This window comes from Sphingosinithalassobacter sp. LHW66-3, from assembly GCF_050703275.1.
Taxonomy (GTDB): Bacteria; Pseudomonadota; Alphaproteobacteria; order Sphingomonadales; family Sphingomonadaceae; genus Sphingomonas.
The window spans coordinates 2,258,884-2,276,763 of record NZ_CP193482.1 but is presented as its reverse complement, the minus strand read 5'-3'; the positions used below and the strand labels follow the sequence as shown (position 1 = coordinate 2,276,763).

General features: G+C 67.6%; 16 protein-coding genes. 6 read left to right on the top strand and 10 right to left on the bottom strand.

Features of this window, described 5'->3' with window-relative positions; all coding sequences use genetic code 11:
- The first annotated feature begins 61 nt into the window (after positions 1-61).
- Positions 62-733, top strand: a complete 672-nt coding sequence (locus ACQ450_RS11200; RefSeq protein ID WP_431469332.1) for a glutathione S-transferase family protein — start codon at positions 62-64, stop codon at positions 731-733.
- A 73-nt stretch (positions 734-806) separates the two neighbouring features.
- Complete coding sequence (locus ACQ450_RS11195; protein ID WP_431469331.1) at positions 807-1,430, top strand: YbhB/YbcL family Raf kinase inhibitor-like protein; 624 nt, start codon at positions 807-809, stop codon at positions 1,428-1,430.
- A 176-nt stretch (positions 1,431-1,606) separates the two neighbouring features.
- Here the strand turns inward: ACQ450_RS11195 and ACQ450_RS11190 are convergent, their stop codons facing one another.
- Complete coding sequence (locus ACQ450_RS11190) at positions 1,607-2,458, bottom strand: SDR family oxidoreductase (protein WP_431469330.1); 852 nt, start codon at positions 2,456-2,458, stop codon at positions 1,607-1,609.
- A gap of 576 nt (positions 2,459-3,034) precedes the next feature.
- Complete coding sequence (locus tag ACQ450_RS11185; RefSeq protein WP_431469329.1) at positions 3,035-4,072, bottom strand: GGDEF domain-containing protein; 1,038 nt, start codon at positions 4,070-4,072, stop codon at positions 3,035-3,037.
- Positions 4,073-4,197: 125 nt separating this feature from the next.
- On the opposite strand from ACQ450_RS11185, the gene ACQ450_RS11180 reads away from it, so the two are divergent.
- Positions 4,198-4,518: an antibiotic biosynthesis monooxygenase family protein gene (locus tag ACQ450_RS11180; RefSeq protein ID WP_188053616.1), complete on the top strand. Its 321-nt coding sequence runs from the start codon at positions 4,198-4,200 to the stop codon at positions 4,516-4,518.
- Here ACQ450_RS11180 and ACQ450_RS11175 read toward each other — a convergent pair.
- On the bottom strand, positions 4,515-5,048 hold the full coding sequence (locus ACQ450_RS11175; RefSeq protein WP_431469328.1) for a peroxiredoxin: 534 nt from the start codon (positions 5,046-5,048) through the stop codon (positions 4,515-4,517). The two genes, ACQ450_RS11180 and ACQ450_RS11175, sit on opposite strands and share 4 nt — an antisense overlap.
- A 38-nt stretch (positions 5,049-5,086) precedes the next feature.
- Complete coding sequence (locus ACQ450_RS11170; RefSeq protein WP_431469327.1) at positions 5,087-6,148, bottom strand: phospholipase A; 1,062 nt, start codon at positions 6,146-6,148, stop codon at positions 5,087-5,089.
- Between the two features lie 96 nt (positions 6,149-6,244).
- Here ACQ450_RS11170 and hisN point away from each other — a divergent pair, with 96 nt between their 5' ends.
- Complete coding sequence (gene hisN, locus ACQ450_RS11165) at positions 6,245-7,027, top strand: histidinol-phosphatase (protein WP_431469326.1); 783 nt, start codon at positions 6,245-6,247, stop codon at positions 7,025-7,027.
- A gap of 36 nt (positions 7,028-7,063) precedes the next feature.
- Here hisN and ACQ450_RS11160 read toward each other — a convergent pair whose 3' ends face one another.
- Both ACQ450_RS11160 and ACQ450_RS11155 read right to left on the bottom strand, forming a co-directional pair.
- Positions 7,064-9,886, bottom strand: coding sequence for a TonB-dependent receptor plug domain-containing protein (locus ACQ450_RS11160; protein WP_431469325.1), 2,823 nt, complete (start codon positions 9,884-9,886; stop codon positions 7,064-7,066).
- Positions 9,887-10,089: 203 nt separating this feature from the next.
- Positions 10,090-11,253 carry an acyl-CoA dehydrogenase family protein gene (locus tag ACQ450_RS11155; protein WP_431469324.1) on the bottom strand — a complete coding sequence of 388 codons (1,164 nt, stop codon included), beginning with the start codon at positions 11,251-11,253 and terminating at the stop codon, positions 10,090-10,092.
- Between the two features lie 139 nt (positions 11,254-11,392).
- Between ACQ450_RS11155 and ACQ450_RS11150 the strand changes: the two genes are divergently transcribed.
- The gene (locus tag ACQ450_RS11150) at positions 11,393-12,934 is read left to right on the top strand and encodes an acyl-CoA synthetase (protein ID WP_431469323.1); all 1,542 of its coding nucleotides are present in this window, start codon (positions 11,393-11,395) and stop codon (positions 12,932-12,934) included.
- A gap of 24 nt (positions 12,935-12,958) precedes the next feature.
- On the opposite strand, the gene ACQ450_RS11145 is transcribed toward ACQ450_RS11150, so the two are convergent.
- The 4 genes from ACQ450_RS11145 to ACQ450_RS11130 form a co-directional block, all read right to left on the bottom strand.
- The gene (locus tag ACQ450_RS11145) at positions 12,959-13,738 is read right to left on the bottom strand and encodes an SDR family NAD(P)-dependent oxidoreductase (protein WP_431469322.1); all 780 of its coding nucleotides are present in this window, start codon (positions 13,736-13,738) and stop codon (positions 12,959-12,961) included.
- A 15-nt stretch (positions 13,739-13,753) separates the two neighbouring features.
- Entirely contained in the window at positions 13,754-14,881 is a 1,128-nt protein-coding gene (locus tag ACQ450_RS11140) for a CaiB/BaiF CoA transferase family protein (protein ID WP_431469321.1), read from the bottom strand.
- 5 nt (positions 14,882-14,886) lie between these two features.
- Positions 14,887-16,041: an acetyl-CoA C-acetyltransferase gene (locus ACQ450_RS11135; protein WP_431469320.1), complete on the bottom strand. Its 1,155-nt coding sequence runs from the start codon at positions 16,039-16,041 to the stop codon at positions 14,887-14,889.
- A gap of 103 nt (positions 16,042-16,144) precedes the next feature.
- Positions 16,145-17,344 (bottom strand): phospholipase D-like domain-containing protein, encoded by a 1,200-nt coding sequence (locus tag ACQ450_RS11130; protein ID WP_431471215.1) that lies wholly within the window; start codon positions 17,342-17,344, stop codon positions 16,145-16,147.
- A 162-nt stretch (positions 17,345-17,506) separates the two neighbouring features.
- On the opposite strand from ACQ450_RS11130, the gene rpoZ reads away from it, so the two are divergent.
- The gene (rpoZ, locus tag ACQ450_RS11125; protein ID WP_188053596.1) at positions 17,507-17,851 is read left to right on the top strand and encodes a DNA-directed RNA polymerase subunit omega; all 345 of its coding nucleotides are present in this window, start codon (positions 17,507-17,509) and stop codon (positions 17,849-17,851) included.
- Positions 17,852-17,880: the final 29 nt, after the last annotated feature.

The following is a 17,880-nucleotide window of genomic DNA, read 5'->3' as shown; positions in this document are numbered from 1 at the left end:
CGACCGCGCACCTTCGCGGATCCGCTTCCCCGCGAGTCCGCGTATCGCTAAAGAACGGCCCATGTGGACCCTCCTCCAGTTCCCGCTGTGCCCCTTCTCGCGCAAGGTCCGAATCGTGCTCGGCGAAAAGGGCGTCGGCTATGATCTCGTGCGCGAATCGCCCTGGCTTCAGCGCGACGAATTCTTCGATCTGAACCCCGCGCGCGAGACGCCGGTGATGGTCGACGAGGAACGCGGCGTCGTGCTGATCGATTCGACGGCGATCTGCGAATTCTTCGAGGAAACGGTCAGTAAGGCGTCGCTGCTGGGCGGCACTGCGCCCGAGCGCGCCGAGGTGCGCCGGTTGGTCACCTGGTTCGACGCGCATTTCTATCGCGACGTCACGGCGCCGCTGCTCCACGAACGGATGCTCAAGCGTATCGTCCACAAGCAGGCGCCCGACGCCGGTGCGCTGCGGGCCGCGATGAAGGCGGCGGTCAGCCACCTCGATTATGTCGACTATCTGCTCGATCACCGCACCTGGCTGGGAGGTGCGACGATGAGTTTCGCCGACTGCGCAGCCGCAGCGCAGATCTCGGTCGCCGAGTATCTTGGCGGGATCGACTGGAAGGGCAATGAGCAGGCCAAGGGATGGTATGTGCGGATGAAAAGCCGCCCCAGCTTTCGCCCGCTTCTGAGCGAGCGGATGGAAGGGATCGTGCCGCCTGCGCAATATGAGGCGCTCGATCTCTGATGCCTCCGCAGCAGGCGGCGGCGGGAGCGCGACGGCTGCTGCGGCGTTGCATCGCGGGAAAGGAGACGCGCCGATGCTCGAACACGTCCCCCATTGGCTGGGCCATGCGCTGAAAGGCGTGCGCGCGGGCGCCGACAAGCTCGCAATCGTTCAGCCCGAGCTCGGCAGCTTCGACAACCTGCATCTTGCCAGCCCTGCCTTCGCCAACGGCGCGCGCCTTCCCGTGCGCTTCACCGAGGATGGCGAGGGCGTTTCGCCGCCGCTGTTCTGGACCGGTGTGCCAGAAGGAGCCGAGCGACTGGCGCTGATCGTCGAGGATGCCGATGCCCCGACACCGGCGCCGCTGGTACATGCGGTCGTCTGGGATCTTCCGCCGCATGACGGCGAGCTGGTCGAAGGCGCGATCCAGGCCGACGGCAAGGCCGGAGCCGACGGCAGCGACGTGGGGCGAAACAGCTATTTCGCCGAGGGCTGGCTGCCGCCCGATCCTCCCACCGGCCATGGCGAGCATCATTATGCGTTTCAGCTCTTCGCGCTCGCCGCGGGGCCGGACGTGGGCGACAATCCCGGGCGCGGCGCGCTGGTGCGGGCAATGGCCGGCAAGGTGCTTGCGGCCGGCTTGCTCACCGGCACCTACTCGCGCGGAGAGGCGCCCCCTGTCCGCCGGGCGCACTCCGCACGCACTTCGCCAGCGTAAGCGATCGCCGCACGCCCGATCCAGAGGCCGTGCTCGGGCAGGCCGCCGAACGCTGTGCCGATCACGCGGCCGCCAAGGCTGCGCCGATAGCCGCACGCGCCTCGGCCTGGCGCGACCAGACGGCGCCTGCGCGCGGCGCCGGAAATGGTTTCCGTTGGCGGCGAGCGGCGGCTAGCTCAGCCGTTGACGACAATGCCGCCGTTCGGGTGCAGCACCTGCCCCGACATATAGCTGGCGTCCTCGCAGGCGAGAAAGAGGAAGGACGGCGCGACTTCGTTGGGCTGTCCGGGGCGGCCCATGGGAGTCGACTCGCCGAAGTGCTCGAGCTTCTCTTCAGTGGCGCCGCCCTTCGGATTGAGCGGAGTCCAGATCGGCCCCGGGGCAACGGCGTTCACGCGAATGCCCTTCTCGGCGAGATTGCCCGAGAGCGATCGCGTGAACGCTGTAATCGCACCCTTGGTGCTCGAATAATCCAGCAATTCCGGCGACCCCTTGTACATCGTCACCGAGGTGCAGTTCACGATCGCGGCACCTTTCTTCAGATGCGGCAGCGCCGCCTGAACCATGAAGAACATGCCGAAGATGTTCGTCTGGAAGGTCCGGCGCAGCTGCTTTTCGGTGATTTCGGTGATATTCTTGTCGGGATGTTGCTCGCCGGCATTGTTCACCAGCACATCGATGCGGCCGAATTTCTCGACCACCTGCCGGATCGCGGACGTGCAGAAGTCTTCGTCGCCGATGTCGCCGGCGATGGTGAGTGCCTCCCGGCCTTCGCCGCGAACGATCTCCGCGGTCTTCTCGGCGTCGTCATGCTCGCACAGATACACGATCGCGACATCGGCGCCTTCGCGGGCATAGAGCGCCGCCACGGCGCGGCCGATGCCGCTGTCGGCGCCCGTCACCACCGCGACCTTGCCTTCGAGCCGCCCCGAGCCGGGATAGCGCGGCTCCCAGTCCGGCTTGGGCTCGAGAGTGCTCTCGTGGCCGGGCAGATTGTCTTCGTGAACCATCTCGACGGTGTCGGTCATGGGGGCATGCTCCCGTGCATGTGTTTGGGAATACTGCCCGAACCGGCGCCTGCCGCTTCGGGTTCCGTGCACGGGCCGGCGAATCGGAGATGTGGAGGAATTGTGCGGCGAATGTGGGCGCCGCAGCCCCGGGCGTCCGCGGGCGCAGCGGATCAGCCTAGAAGGACCGATCCCTGCGCGCCGCTGACGACGATCAGAAGGGTGGTGACGGCGAACGAAGCGACGCCGACCAACAGATTGCGAACCATGATGGCTGCTCCCCTTGGGTGCTTGACTGAGGCAATCAGGCGACCGGCAGAACCGGGCTGGACGCGAAGACGAGAACCGCGGTGAAGAGAAGCGCGCCCGCGAAGGCGGCCGAACGCTGGAGCGAATCGAGACGAAGTACCATGATGTTTCTCCCTGCAAATCGGCGGGTTCGGACCGTCCGGCCGCCGTTACCCGATCGTTTGCAGGGGCTGTGCCATTTTCACTAAGGCACTGGAATCAAACGCTGCGCCTTTTTCAGGGGCGGCGTATTGGGAATTCACACAGAAGCACATCGTGAAATCCGCCAACTTGTGGCGCCGACTTTCCTCAGCCGGTCCGGACGCAGTTCCGGCCGTTGTTCTTCGCGGTGTAGAGCAGCCTGTCGGCGCGCTGGAACAGCGACTGGAAACTGTCGTCCCTGGCTCCGGCAGCAAGTCCGGCCGAAAAAGTGATCTCGCCGAGCGGGGCGTCGCTCTCGCGCAGCCGGTATCGCTTGGCGGCGACGGTCGCCCGCGCAGTATCGAGTGTCGCGCGCGCCGGCTCGAGGGCGATGCCCGCGAACAGCACCGCGAACTCCTCACCGCCATAACGGGCGACGAGATGGCCGCTGCACGCCTGCGACAGCGCCTCGGCGATCGCCTTGAGCACTCGATCACCCACGGCGTGGCCGAAGCGATCGTTGACCGACTTGAAGTGATCGACGTCGCACACCGCAAGGCAGAGCCGTTCGCCTGCAGCCGACTGGGCGGTAAAGGCCTCTTCGAGCGCCCGCCGGTTGGGGAGCTCGGTCAGCGGATCGCGCCGGGCATTGTCGCGCGCTTCCTCAAGCTTCTTGCGGAGATCGCTCGCTTCGCGGGTGGCGGATTCAAGTCGGCTCTCGGCAGTGCGCACGCGCGTCAGCATCGCCGCCGTGATTCGCGCGACTTCATCGAGCATCACGCCGTCGTTCCCCACTTCGGCGCGCGACTGATTGATGGCGGCGGCACTCGCGGCGAGATCGCGGCCGAAGCCCTCGGTTTCAGCGCGCATCGCATGCATGATGTCCTCGAAACCCTCGACCTGCATCTGGGTCTGCGCGACCAGCCCTTCGGCCTTTTTGCCGTCGGCGGCCTCGCTCTGGCCGGGCGTGGCCTCGCAGCCGAGCGACTCGATGTCGCGCTGAGTCAGCCGCACGCCGCCGTCCGTCAGCGCCGCCACTGCACGGGCGAGCGGCCCCTCCGGGTTCTCGAGAAGATGATAGGCGAAAGCGAAATTGGTCGGATCGGGCTCAAGCCGCTGATCGAACAGAAACGCGCCGATTCGATCGTATAGCCGGCGGCTTGCATCGCCGGCGCTGCTCGCTCGGACCGCCCTCACCCCGGCCATAAGGCTCAAACCCCTACCCTGCCGCATGCGGCGATATCCTGCGTACGGCGCGATTCCATGGGAACCGAGTTAGGCCCGAAACTGCTAACATCCGGTGAGCGCCCGCGAAAACCGAAGGAGGCATCATGTTCGTCGCGGTCTATTGGTGGCGCGTCCACCCAGGCAAGGAAGCGCAGTTCCGAAAGGCGTGGCGGCGCGGAACCGAGCTGATCCGCGAACGCTACGGCAGCTACGGCTCCCGGCTGCACCAGGAGCGCGACGGCCGATTCGTCGGCTATGCCGAATGGCCGGACGAAGCGGCGTGGCAGCGGGCCTATGACGCCAAGATGGTCTATGACGAGCCCGAGACCCGCGCTGCCTTCGTCGATGCCGTCGCCGAAGTCCCGCCGGACAATCTTCCCGCCTTCACGATGACGGTGACCGACGACCTGCTCGACCGCGATTAATCAGCCGCGGCCCGGAGTTCGCGTACCGCCGCCAGCGTGCCCGTGACGTGGCCGGCGAACGCGGGATCGTCGTGGACATAGGCAATCCTGCCATCGCGGCCGATGACATAGCTTGTGCGGCTGGTCATCGCTCCATTGCCGCGCAGCGCCACGTCATACCCGCGAATCACTGCCGCATCCGCGTGCGCGACCGGGAAGCGGCCCGCGCAATGCTCCACCGAAAAGCGCTGCAGCTTGTCGATCGGATCGGCAGACATTCCGATCACCTGTGCCCCGGCGGCCCGAAACGCGTCGGCCGCCTCGGAAAAGGCGCGGGCTTCGGCATTGCAGCCGGGCGTGAAGGCGGCGGGAAAGAAATAGAGCACCACCGGGCCGCGCGCGAGCTGATCCGAAAGCTTCAGCGGAAAGGCTCTGCCATCCAGCGCCCCCTGGGTTCGGAAATCGGGCGCCTGAGCACCGATCGTCAGCGCAGCCAGCGCCGGCGAGGCTGCCGCGACGAGCGCCGCGGGAAGGAGCAATCGTGTCCACATCGGAGTCTTCTCCCATCCGTTCGCCCTGTTGTCACCGCTCAGCGGATCAGCGCTATTCCGACTCGTACATGGCTGTCCTCGACGCGAAACTCATCGAGCACCTCGCCATGGCCGGTGAACGCCTGACCGAAGAGATAGGCACCGATGCGATCGTCGATCCTGGCCAGCGGCCAGGAAACGAACAGCTCGGCCGCGCCTCTGCCCGTTTCGAAATTCCCCCGGCCTGTGACGGCGATCTTCAGCCCGCCCGGCCGCGACAGCGCGGCAGTGAGCGACGTATATCCCCAATAATCGGCGAGATCCGGTGCCGCGCCTTGCTTGCCGACGTAGAACCACGCCTGTGGCGCGAGATCGAGCCGCCAGTCGCCGCCGAGATCGATGCGATGTTCGATGCGCGCGAAGATGCGGTTGGCGTCGATCGAGCCGACCGCGCCGCGGCCGTTCGAATCGTGACGCCAGCCGAGCGCCAGCGTGCTGGCGTCGCCGACCGGCACATCGGCATAGACTTCGGGACTGTAAGTGGTGGCGCGGAACGGCCCCGAATCCTGATCGAGCGCCCAGAACATCGTCTGCGTATAGCCGAAGCGAAGATTGCTGAGTGCGCCCTCACCGCCGATCGGCTGAAAGGCGAAGCTCACTTGCAGCTTCGCACCGGAATCGCCGAGGCCGAAGGCGCCATAAACGGGCTCGTGGGGGGAAAACCGATCGAGAAAGCCCGCCGACGATCCCGTCGCGCTCTGTACCACCGTCTCACCCGGCTCGGGCAGGCGTGCCGGCGGGAACGCCTCGGCGGGCGGGACCGCGGCCTCCGCAAGCCCGACAGGAACGTAGCGCAGCTTCGCGAAGCCGCCCGGCGCGACGTTGCGCTCCGGCGCCGGCAGCCGCTCGAGCACCAGCCGCGTCCCGTCGGCCGCGGTCACTTCGATCTGGCGCGGACCCTGCGCGGGCACCGGCACCTCGCCTTCGTTGACCAGATAGACTTCGACTCCGCCCAGCGCCTCGCGCTCGGATGCGGGCTGAACCGGCACCGTGCGCACCTGCGCCGCGGCAGGGAACGCCGTGACGGCCAGAAGAGGAGCGAGGAGCAATCTGCGGCGCATCGGCTCGACGGATTGGCAGTCGATTGTGACGAAGGCGAGTCGAATCTGCCATCGGCGCGGGCTGGCGAGCGCCGTCCGGGAGCGCTAGGCAGCGGCATGACCGTTTCCTCCGCCGACATCGCCCTCGCCGAGCAGCTCGCCGACTCCGCGCGCGCGGCGATCCTCCCTTATTTTCGCGCGCCGCATGGGTTGGAGGCAAAGGCGGACAAGTCGCCGGTGACGCTGGCCGATCGCGCCGCCGAGGAGGCGATGCGCAAGCTGCTGATCGCCGAGCGGCCGATGGATGCGATCGCGGGCGAGGAATTCGGCGAGCGCGAGGGGGCCAGCGGCCGCCGATGGGTGCTCGATCCGATCGACGGCACGCGCGCCTTCATCGCCGGGCGGCCCATCTTCGGAACATTGATCGCACTGCTCGACGACGGCTGGCCGGTGCTGGGTATCATCGACCAGCCGATCCTGAAGGAGCGTTGGCTGGGAGTCGTGGGCCGCCCGACCACGTTGAACGGCGCGCCCGCGACGACGCGGCGCTGCCGCGAGATCGGCGAGGCGCTGCTCGCCACGACGTCGCCCGCGCTGTTCGACGACGGGCAGCTCCATGCCTTCGAGCATCTCGACGGCCAGGTGCTCAGCACCGTGCTGGGCGGCGATTGCTACAATTATGCATGCCTTGCCTCGGGCCATCTCGACATCGTCGTCGAGGCGCAGCTCAAGCTGCACGATTTCGCCGCCTTGGTGCCGGTGGTGGAAGGCGCGGGCGGACGGATGTGCGACTGGGCGGGCGACCCGCTGACCGCGACAAGCAACGGCGAAGTCATCGCCGCGGGCGATCCGGCCCGCGTCGAGGAGATCCTCGATGCGCTCGCCTGCCGCGGTCACTGAGCGGTCCGGGACCGATCGGCCCCGGACCCGCTGCGTTCAGAAGAACAGCTTCCGAATGCTGATCGAAACCTGCCGGCCGACGGGATCGAGCAGATCCGGCTGATAGCTGAGCGGCACGGCGCCGCTGCGGTCGGTAACGCGCTGGCGCGCATCGAACACATTGTCGAGGCTGAGCGAGACCCGCGTTCCGCGCAACCACGGATGATCGCGGGTGAGCGAGAGTTGCTGCCCCAGATCCGCGAACAGCCGCAAGTCGATGGTGGTGAACGGCGCGAAATCGAGTGGCTCTGGCGCCCCCAGCGTGCCGGCGTTCACGCGCGTTCCGCTCCGCCAATCGGCACTGATCCGCGCGCCGATCCCGTCCTTGAAGATGCCCGCGCGGAATTCCAGTTCGTGGCGCGGCTGCCCACCCGTGCTGCCCGTGGCGTCGCCGTTCAGCCGGTCGATCACCGGCAGTCCTTCGCGGATCAGGACTTCGTCGCGCAGGTGGACGGTATGATAGAGGCTGAAGTTGATCCGGCCCGCGCCCATTCCGTCGCGCCCGCCTCGCCGGCCGCCAAAACCGCCGCCGGGGCCGCGCGGAGTGCGCGCGCCTTCCGTCGGCGGCCCTTCCTGCCCGGACGAACCCGCAGCCTGCTCCCCGCCATTCCGTGGCGGCTGCCCGCCGCCTTCGGCGCCGCCGCGTCGCTCGCCCCGCTGCTGGCGCATGCGCTGAAGCTCCTCGGGCACCGGCGGCGCCGGCTGGCCGGTGCGCTCGGCTTCCTCGCGCGCCGCGCGATAGCGCTCGATGCGGCGCTGGACCGTCGAGGTGAGCGGCATCGAGAAGTTGAAGCCGTAGCGGATCTGCTCGCGTTCGGTGCGCGCGAAATTGACCGCGCGGGTATCGACCTGGATCAGCCGGCCCGAAGTGTCGCGTACGAACCGCTCGGGGAAGGCTGCTTCGATCGCGGCCGTGGCGGCAGGGAGGCTGGAAATGTCGTTTCGGGTCGTGCTGCGCACATAGTCCGCGCTGAACCGCAGATCGGGCTCCTCGAGAATCCGGGCATTGACGCCGAGCTTGAAGACGCTGCGGTCATCCGGCGCCAGATCGGGGTTGCCGCCGGTGATCGTCGTCACATTGACGGTCTCGCCTCGGGTATAGTCGAAGACGCTGACGTTGGGCGTCACCAGAGTCGGATCGCCGAGCTGCTGCGGCGTCGGAGCGCCTTCCTCCTCGGTTACCGATACGAGGAAGCGCAGATCGTCGACCGGCTCCCAATTCACGCCATAGCCATAGGTGAGCAGCGTCCCGAAATCCGACAGTTGCTCCACCTCGACATTGCCGTTCAGCGTGATGTCGCCGGCGAAATCGAGCACGGCTTCGCGCGTGCTCGCGATCGGCACGTCCACGCTGAGCTGTCCGCTCGCCAGGTCGCGCGAGACGCTGCTCGACCGCATTATGCCCGAGCGCAGCGTCTCGCTTTCGAAATCGGTCGTCGTCGCGCCGACCCGCAGGCTGGTGGTGACGTCGCCGGTCGGCAGCGAGAGCGGCGCACCGGCGATCTGCGCCTGTAGCTCGCCCACGCTGGAGGCCGAGCGTGTGCGATCGACCGGTAGCGCATCGAGCAGCGCGAGCGGCGGGGTCGCGAAGGGATTCACTCCCGGGTCGCCGGCATCGAGCGCCGCCTGCAGCCCGCTGGCATCGACTCCGCGATCGGTGAAGGTCTCGCTGGTCGAATAATCGTAGTTGCCGGTGACCGACCAGCGCCACTCCTCCGAATCGCCGTTGATCGCGAGGCCGAGATGCGCGGTGCGCCCATCGGTGCTGCGCGTAAGCGGCGCGAGCGAGGGATAGTAGCGGTAAAGCTCCACCGGCCCGGAGAAGGGCGAGAAGGGACTGCCCGCAGGGAGAGTGGCAACTGCCCCGGGAAGCCCGAGCAGCGTCTCGCCATTGGTCGCTTCGAGTTCCGCATTGAGTGTCGCGGTGATGTCCGTGGACAGAGCGCGACTCACCACAGCATTGATGCTGAGCTGTTCGCTCGGCCCCCGCAGTGTACGATAGGGGGTAAGGCCGTTCGCATTCGGCGTGTTGGCGGTCGGCACGAAGCCCGCCAGCGCCGGTGCGCCGCCCGCGGCTCCACCCGGCACGCCCGCAACGGTGACCGGTATGCCGGCGATCGCGCTCAGCGCGGGATCGATTTCGCCCACGCCTCCTGGCGCAGTGATGTTGCCCACCACATCGTAGAACCCGGTCGAGGTGGTCGGCACGATGTCGCGCTCGCTCTCGAGCAGAGCAGAGCTGCCCTCATATTCGACGTTCAAGTTGAAGCGTCCGTTCGAATTGAGGCGCAGCAGCCCGCCCTCTGCCTCGACGGCGGAAAAGCCGCCGGCGGTGGGCACTTCGCCTTCCAGCTCGGCCGTGAACGACCGGAAACGCTCGCGCAGCACGAAATTCACCACGCGCTGGTCGGCGCGATAGCCGTATTTGAGCGCAACTTCCTCGGGAAGAATCTCGACTCGCTCGATCGCTTCGGTGGGGATATCGCGCAGCTCGCGAAAGCCCGAAATGCGGCGACCATTGAGCAGCAGCACCGGCCTTTCGCCGCCGCGCCCGCGCGCGCTGCCGGTCTGCGGCGCAAGTGCCTCGAGCAATTCCTCGATCGAGCTCGCGCCATAGGAGCGGACATCGGCGGGAGTCAGCACCTGCTCGGGCTCGATATCGCCGATCACCGATCCGCGCAGTTCGCTGCGCACCACGATTTCCTCGGCTTCATAGGCCTCACCCTGCGGGGCTGCGTCCTGCGGGTTCGGCTCGGCCGGTCCGGTGGAGGCGGGAGGGGCTTCCTGCGCTGCCAGTGCCATTGGCGAGGCCGTGATCATCAATGCGCCGAAAAGGCACCCCAGTTTCCGCATCGCAGCCGATACTCCCTACGCCATAGCCGCGAACGCCGGATGGGCCCGCGAAGTCTTCCCGGCCCCACTAGAAGTCACTTGTCGCAAAATTGTGCCAGGCGCGTGCGGATTTGTCGCAGCGCAGCGACAAATCCGCGACGGGCGCGAGCCTGGCAGGTGCGGGAACGCGGCTAGAGCGAGCGCGCGATCAGCAGCTTCATGATCTCGTTCGAACCGCCGTAGATGCGCTGGACGCGGCTGTTCCGGAACATCCGTGCGATCGGATAGTCGTTCACATAGCCATAGCCGCCGTGGAGTTGAAGGCAGGCATCGACGATCTCCCACTCGGTGTCGGTGGCGCGCAGCTTCGCGATCGCCGCGGTGGTAAGGTCGAGCGTGCCCTCGATCTGGCGCTGGATACAGTCGTTGACGAACACCTTCGCTACGGTCGCCTTGGCCTTGCATTCGGCGAGCACGAACTGGGTGTTCTGGAAATCGAGGATGCGCTGGCCGAACGCCTTGCGCTCCTTGACATATTCGACGGTGGTTTCGAGCGCGCGCTCCATCGTCTGGATCGATCCCACTGCGATGATCAGCCGTTCGCGCGGGAGCTCGGCCATCAGCTGGCGAAAGCCCTGGCCTTCCTCGAGGCCGAGAAGATTCTCCGACGGCACCCAGACATCGTCGAAGAACAGCTCAGACGTGTCCTGCGCATCGTTGCCGATCTTGTCGAGCGCCTTGCCGCGGCGGAATCCTTCCGCCTGGTCGGTTTCGACGACCAGCAGCGACACGCCCCTGCCGCCCGCTTCGGGATCGGTCTTGGCGACGACGACGATGAAATCGGCGATCTGGCCGTTCGAGATGAACGTCTTGGCGCCGTTGATGCGATAGCCGTTGCCGTCCTTCAGTGCGGTGGTGCGGATCGCCTGAAGGTCCGACCCGGCACCCGGCTCGCTCATCGCGATCGCCGAGATGCTCTCGCCCGAGCAGAGCTTGGGCAACCACCGCTTCTTCTGCTCCTCGGTGCCGTGGGCGAGCACATAGGGCAGGATGATGACATTGTGGAGCGACAGCGCAAAACCCTCGACCCCGTGCTTCCCCACCTGCTCGACCGCGACGATATCGTGCCGGAAGTCGCCGCCCGCGCCGCCATATTCGGTGGGGATCGACACGCCGAGCAGCCCCGCTTCGCCTGCCTCGCGCCAGAAGGCGGGCTCGACCTGCCCGGCCTCGCGCCACCGCGCGATCCGCTCGGGAGTCGCCGCGCGTTCGAAGAAGCGGCCGGCTCCATCGGCGAAGGCTTCGATCTCGGGATCGCGCATGCAGGCGGGGGGCGGTACGTCCAGTGCAGCCATTCCAGTCTCTCCAGCTCGCCCGGTGTGCTCCCGGGTCGTCGCCTCCTTGGTCGCAGAGCCGGGGCGCGCGCACAAGTACTTGCACGAGTGTAAGCAAGGCCGCATCCTGCCGCGAAAACACAAAGTGGGAGAGACTGGGATGCATCCGCGGCACTTCGCCGCCAGCGATCCGGCGCGCGCCGCCGTGATCGTGGCGGAAACCGGCACGAGGTTGAGTTTCGAGGCGCTCGAACGGCGCGCGAACCAGGGCGCCCATCGCCTGCGCGGCGACGGCCTGCGCGCGGGCGACGCGGTCGCGGCCTGGCTGCCGAACGGAATCGCCTTTTTCGAACTCTTCTGGGCGGCGCAGCGCGCGGGACTTTATTTCGTGCCGGTTTCCACTGCGCTCACCGCCGAAGAGGCCGTGTATATTCTCGCCGATTCGGGTGCGCGCGTCCTCGTCGTCTCGCCCGAGGTCGCGGGGGCGGCGGGCATCGCCGAGCAGCTGCCGGACGGCGTCCGCGCGATCTACGCCGCCGGAGGCGCACTGGCCGGTGCCGAAAGCTGGTCCGCTGCGCTCGATGCTTGCCCGGATACGCCGATCGCCGACGAAACGGCGGGCACGCACATGGTCTATTCGTCCGGCACCACCGGCCGACCGAAGGGCATCCGCCTGCCGCTGACCGGTGGCGCGGCGGAGGAGCCGCACCCGCTCGCGGCGTTTCTCCAGATGCGCTTCGGCCTCACCGAGCGCGACGTGCTGCTGACGCCCGCGCCGCTCTATCACACCGCGCCGCTTGCCTTCAGCACGGGCATGCAGCGGCTGGGCGGCACGGTCGTGGTACTGCGCAAATTCGATGCCGAGGCCGCCCTGCGCGCGATCGAGGAGCATCGCGTCACCTTCACCCAGATGGTGCCGACGATGTTCGCACGGCTGCTGCGGCTTCCCGAGGAAGCGCGTGCCCGCCACGACCTCTCGTCGCTGCGCCACCTCGTTCATGCGGCGGCGCCGTGCCCGATCCCGGTCAAGCGCGCGATGATCGACTGGCTGGGGCCGATCATCTCCGAATATTATGCCGGATCGGAAAACAACGGCGCCACCTTCATCACTTCCGAGGAGTGGCTGGCGAAGCCCGGCTCGGTCGGCCGCTCGACCACCGCGATCGTCCACATCTGCGGCGAAGACGGCGCCGAGCTGCCGCCGGGCGCACCCGGGCTCGTCTATTTCGAGAGTACCGTTCCCTTCGCCTATCACAATGATCCGGAGAAGACGGCCAGCGTGCGCCACCCCGAACATCCGAGCTGGTCGACGCTCGGCGACATCGGCTTCCTCGACGAGGACGGCTATCTCTTCCTCACCGACCGAGCGAGCTTCCTCATCATCTCGGGCGGCGTGAACATCTATCCCCAGGAGACCGAGAATCTGCTGCTGACGCACCCCAAGGTGGCCGACGCGGCAGTGATCGGCGTGCCCGACGCCGAGATGGGCGAGCAAGTGAAGGCGGTGATCGAGCCGGTCGACTGGGGCGATGCCACGCCCGATTTCGCCGAGGAGCTGATCGGCTGGTGCCGTGAGCGGCTCAGCCACGTCAAATGCCCGAAGTCGATCGATTTCGAGCGGGCGCTGCCGCGCCATGACACCGGCAAGCTCTACAAGCGCAAGCTGCGCGACCGGTACTGGCAGGCGGCCGAGGCGGAGTAGCTCCGCCCCGGCACACGCCGTGCCTCAGCGCGGAGCCATGCGGATCGCGCCGTCGAGGCGAACGTCCTCGCCGTTGAAATAGGGATTGCGGAGCATTTCGAGCGCCAGGCTCGCATAGTCCTCGGGGTGGCCAAGCCGCTTCGGGAACGGCACGGACGCGGCGAGCGCCTCCTTCACCTGCGGCGGCGCGGCATTCATCAGCGGCGTGTCGAAAATGCCGGGCAGGATCGTGTTGACGCGGATGCCTTCGGCCGAAAGATCGCGCGCGATCGGCAGGGTCATGCCGACGATGCCGCCCTTCGACGCCGAATAGGCCGCCTGGCCGATCTGCCCGTCCTCGGCCGCGACGCTCGCGGTGTTGACGATCGCGCCACGCTCGCCGCCTTCTCCGGGCTCGAGCGTCAGCATGCCCGCGGCCGATTTCGAGATGCACCGGAACGTGCCGACCAGATTCACCTGGATCACCCAGTCGAAGGCCGCGGCGGGAAACACCTTGATCTCGCCCGTCGCCTTATCGCGCCCGACCGTCTTGAACGCGTTGCCGACGCCTGCGCAGTTGACGAGGATGCGTTCCTGCCCGTGCGCCGCGCGCGCCTTTTCGAACCCGGCATCGACCTCGTCGTCCGAGCGCACATCGACCTTGCAGAAGACGCCGCCGATCTCGCTCGCGACTGCCTCGCCCTTTTCTTCGTTCATGTCGAACAGCGCGACCTTCGCGCCCGCCTTCGCCAGCGCGCGCGCCGTTGCCGCACCGAGTCCGGAGGCGCCGCCCGTGACCACTGCCGCCGTAGCTTCGAACTTCATCGTCGTTCCTCTCGTCTATTGAATGGCACCCGAGGCGCGCAGCGCCGCGAGCTTTTCGTCGTCATATCCCAGCGCACCGAGCACCGCGTCGGTATCGGCACCCACGGCACCCGGCGACGTCGGCGCTGCCGCGGGCGTGCCCGAGAGTCGGGGCGCCGGCGCCGGTTCAATACTGCCGCCCACTTCGTCGAACGTGCCGCGCGCGCGATTGTGCGGGTGCGCCGCCGCCTCGCCCATGGTCAGAACCGGGGAGACGCACGCCTGGGTGCCGGCGAACGCCTCGGCCCATTCGTCTCGGCTCCGGGTCGCGAAGATCGTCTCGAGCCGTGCGCTCTGTGCGGGCCAGCGCGCCACGTCCATCTGTTGCGCGAAGTCCGAATCTCCGGCGAGGCCAAGGCCATCGAGCAACGCCGCATAGAAAGGCGGCTCGATCGCTCCCACCGCCACGAACCGTCCGTCGGAGCAGCCGTAGCTGCGGTAGAAGGGCGCGGCGCCGCTGAGCAGATTGGCACCCGCACCGTCGCGCCACATGCCCGCGCCGCGAAAGCCCCAGCTCATCGCCGCGAGCAGCGCCGCGCCGTCGGTCATCGCGGCATCGACCACCTGGCCCGCCGCGCCGCGCCGCACCGCGAGCAGCGCCGCGACCATGCCGAACGCGAGCAGCATCCCGCCACCGCCGAAATCGCCGACATAGTTCACCGGCGCCACCGGCGGCGCGCCCGGCCGGCCGATCCCTTCGAGCACGCCCGCGACCGCGATATAGTTGATGTCGTGCCCCGGCAGGTCGGCGAGCGGGCCATGCTGGCCCCAGCCGGTCATCCGGCCATAGACGAGCTTCGGATTGTCGGCGAGCAGCGCGTCCGGCCCGAGCCCGAGCCGCTCCATCACGCCCGGCCGATACCCCTCGATCAGCCCGTCGGCAGTGCCGCACAGCGCGCGCGCGACCGCGACGCCTTCGGGCTGCTTCAAGTCGAGTGCTATCGAGCGCCGCGACCGCGCGAGCGCGGCCGGGCCGAAGCTCGCCCCCGGCCGGTCGATCCGGATCACCTCGGCGCCATGATCGGCGAGCATCATGCCCGTGAACGGGCCCGGCCCGATCCCGGCGAACTCGACGATCCGCAGCCCGTCCAGCGCTCCCGGCATCGCGATCAGAGCGCCTCGACGATGGTCACGTTGGCGAGCCCGCCGCCTTCGCACATCGTCTGCAGGCCATAGCGCAGCTTGCGCTTGCGCAGCGCATGGATCAGCGTCGTCATCAGCTTGGTGCCGCTGGCGCCGAGCGGATGGCCGAGCGCGATCGCGCCACCGTTGACGTTGAGCCGATCGTGCGATCCGCCCGTATGTTCCATCCAGGCGAGCGGCACCGGCGCGAACGCCTCATTGACTTCATAGAGGTCGATGTCGTCGATCTTCATGCCCGCGCGCTTGAGCGCCCGATCGGTCGCGAACAGCGGCTCTTCCAGCATCACCACCGGGTCGCCCCCGGTGACGGTGAGGTTCACGATCCGCGCGAGCGGAGTGAGGCCATGATCCTTGAGCGCCTGTTCGGACACGACCAGCACGGCCGACGATCCGTCGCAGATCTGGCTGGCGTTGCCCGCGGTGATCGCGCCGCCCTCGACCAGCGTCTTGAGGCTCGCAAGCCCCTCGGCGCTCGCGTCGAAGCGGATGCCTTCGTCCACCTTGTGGAGTTCGGTGCCATCCGCCGTCTCGACTTCGAGCGGGACGATTTCGTCCTCGAAATCGCCGCGCTCGGTGGCGGCGGCCGCGCGCTTGTGGCTCTCCAGCGAATAGGTGTCGAGCTGTTCGCGGCTGTAACCGTACTTCCTGGCGATCATCTCGGCGCCGGTGAACTGGCTGAAGCCGCGCACGCCGAAGCGCTCGAGGATCTTGTCGCTGAACGGCTTGGCGCCGCCCGCGACCGAGGTGCCCATCGGAACGCGGCTCATATGCTCGATGCCGCTGGCGATCACCACGTCCTGCGTGCCCGACATCACGGCCTGCGCAGCGAACTGCAGCGCCTGTTGCGACGAGCCGCACTGGCGATCGACGGTGACCGCTGGCACGCTCTGCGGCAGTGTCGAGGCGAGCACCGAGTTGCGGCCGACGTGCAGCGCCTGCTCCCCCGCCTGGCCGACGCAGCCCATCACCACGTCGTCGATTGCCGCCGGATCGATGCCGCTGCGCTCGGCGATCGCCGAGAGAATCGCGCCGCCCAGATCCGCCGGGTGCCAGCTCATCAGCTTGCCGTTGCGTCGTCCGCCTGCGGTCCGCGCCGCCGCCACGATATATGCTTCCGCCATTGCCATCCTCTCGCCACCAGGTGCCGCATGTTTCCGCGACTTCGCTTACACTGGTGTAAGTGTGTTGACGGGCACGTCAACCCGCCGACGCGCGGAGCCGCGGTCAGTCCGGACGTCGGCGTCGCGGCTGGCCGTCGGACCGGTCGAAATTGAGCTGGCGGGTGACGCTGAAGTCGAGCACGACCATCACGAACCAGGCGGCCATCTGCTTCAGCCGACGCCACGGCGTTGCGCGCGCGCGATAGAGCTCCGCAGTGATCGTCTCCGATGCCGCCACTTCGCCGTCGACATAGGCACGGACATGCGCGGCGAAGGCCGGATCGTCGATCCGCAGCATCAACTCGAGATTGAGAAAGAGGCTGCGAATGTCGAAATTGGCCGAGCCGATATGCACCACGTCGTCGACGACATAGAGCTTGGTGTGCAGCTTCGTCGGCTGATATTCGTAGATCTCGACCTGCTTGCGCAGCAGCCCCGCATAGGCGAAGCGCGCCGCCCAGATCGCCGCAGTATGATCCATTTTCGATGGCAGGACGAGCCGCACCCGGCCACGCCGCCCGGCCTCGTCAAGCCGCCGCAGCATCGCGGGGCTCGGCGCGAAATAGGCGGAGATGAGATCGATGCTTCGCGCGCGCTCCATTTCCTGCTTCACGATGCGCGCCCAGGGGGAGAGCCGGCGCGTGGGACCGCCCATCAGCCAGCGGGCGTTGCCACTGGTTTCGCTCCACGCACGCAGTGTTTGCGTGAGGTCGCGAATCGGCGGGCGCCGCGCCTTGGTCCAGCGCTCCAGCGCATCGTAATAGCCGGTCAGCCGCTGTGCCGCGGGGCCCTCGACCAGCAGCCCCAGGTCGCGCCAGGCGGCGTCCTCGACGGTGCCGAAATAGGATTCCTCGATGTTGAACCCGCCGATCATGGCGCGGGCATCGTCCTCCTCGCCGTCCGCCAGGGCGAGCTTCTGGTGATTGCGCAGCAGATAGCGCCTGCCGAACCGCGGCAGAAAACGGCAGAGATCGACCCCCGCCTCGCGCAGCGGATCGAAGAAGTCGCGTTGTGCGGCCGGTTCGCTGCCCATCCCGTCGACGATCAGCGACACGTCGACGCCGCGCCCCGCCGCCGCGATCAGCGCGTCGCGCACCGCCGCGCCCGCGCTGTCGTTCACATAGATATAGTAGAGCAGCCGCAGCGAACGACGCGCCGAGCCGATCAGGTCGAGCAGTACCTCGAGCCGTCGAGGCCCTTCGGTGACGAGCGTCAGGCGATTGCCGTCGACGGTGAATGCCGGTTGCGCCGCGGGCGAATGCATGACCGGGTGCATGAAGAGAAGGGCGGCGTTGCGCAAGCCCGGCTCGTGCGGGGGCCGTGGCGGGCAGGCTCGGCCGGAACGCGCCCGAAATCCTTGACATTGCGCGGCCCTTCGCCTAATTGCCGCGCTTTCCCGAGACTCCGTAGCCCAAGGAAGCGTAGCATGGCGCGCGTCACCGTCGAGGATTGCGTCGACAAGATTCCGAACCGGTTCGATCTGGTGCTGTTCGCGGCGCAACGTGCGCGGCAGATTTCCGGCGGTGCCGAGCTCACGATCGATCGCGATCGCGACAAGAACCCTGTGGTCGCCCTGCGCGAGATCGCCGAGCAGACGGTGAAGCCCAAGCAGCTCGAGGAAGCGGTGGTCTCCGGCCTCCAGCGCGTGCAGATCGACGATGAGGAAGCGCCCGACGAGCTCGGTTCGCTGTCCGATTCGGCCGAAGCGCTCCGGCTCACTGCCGCCGCGCCGCCGCGCAATCAGAATCTCGGCGCCGACTACGAAGGCTGAGGCCAGCCTGGACGAACGAACAGGGGCTG

Excerpts from the sequence above, each read along its gene's own strand:
- hisN (WP_431469326.1), top strand. The coding sequence starts at position 6,245 with ATGACCGTTTCCTCCGCCGACATCGCCCTCGCCGAGCAGCTCGCCGAC.
- ACQ450_RS11175 (WP_431469328.1), bottom strand. The coding sequence starts at position 5,048 with ATGTGGACACGATTGCTCCTTCCCGCGGCGCTCGTCGCGGCAGCCTCG.
- rpoZ (WP_188053596.1), top strand. The coding sequence starts at position 17,507 with ATGGCGCGCGTCACCGTCGAGGATTGCGTCGACAAGATTCCGAACCGG.
- ACQ450_RS11200 (WP_431469332.1), top strand. The coding sequence starts at position 62 with ATGTGGACCCTCCTCCAGTTCCCGCTGTGCCCCTTCTCGCGCAAGGTC.
- ACQ450_RS11195 (WP_431469331.1), top strand. The coding sequence starts at position 807 with ATGCTCGAACACGTCCCCCATTGGCTGGGCCATGCGCTGAAAGGCGTG.
- ACQ450_RS11135 (WP_431469320.1), bottom strand. The coding sequence starts at position 16,041 with ATGGCGGAAGCATATATCGTGGCGGCGGCGCGGACCGCAGGCGGACGA.
- ACQ450_RS11150 (WP_431469323.1), top strand. The coding sequence starts at position 11,393 with ATGCATCCGCGGCACTTCGCCGCCAGCGATCCGGCGCGCGCCGCCGTG.
- ACQ450_RS11145 (WP_431469322.1), bottom strand. The coding sequence starts at position 13,738 with ATGAAGTTCGAAGCTACGGCGGCAGTGGTCACGGGCGGCGCCTCCGGA.
- ACQ450_RS11190 (WP_431469330.1), bottom strand. The coding sequence starts at position 2,458 with ATGACCGACACCGTCGAGATGGTTCACGAAGACAATCTGCCCGGCCAC.
- ACQ450_RS11180 (WP_188053616.1), top strand. The coding sequence starts at position 4,198 with ATGTTCGTCGCGGTCTATTGGTGGCGCGTCCACCCAGGCAAGGAAGCG.
- ACQ450_RS11140 (WP_431469321.1), bottom strand. The coding sequence starts at position 14,881 with ATGCCGGGAGCGCTGGACGGGCTGCGGATCGTCGAGTTCGCCGGGATC.
- ACQ450_RS11160 (WP_431469325.1), bottom strand. The coding sequence starts at position 9,886 with ATGATCACGGCCTCGCCAATGGCACTGGCAGCGCAGGAAGCCCCTCCC.
- ACQ450_RS11170 (WP_431469327.1), bottom strand. The coding sequence starts at position 6,148 with ATGCGCCGCAGATTGCTCCTCGCTCCTCTTCTGGCCGTCACGGCGTTC.
- ACQ450_RS11155 (WP_431469324.1), bottom strand. The coding sequence starts at position 11,253 with ATGGCTGCACTGGACGTACCGCCCCCCGCCTGCATGCGCGATCCCGAG.
- ACQ450_RS11185 (WP_431469329.1), bottom strand. The coding sequence starts at position 4,072 with ATGGCCGGGGTGAGGGCGGTCCGAGCGAGCAGCGCCGGCGATGCAAGC.
- ACQ450_RS11130 (WP_431471215.1), bottom strand. The coding sequence starts at position 17,344 with ATGCATTCGCCCGCGGCGCAACCGGCATTCACCGTCGACGGCAATCGC.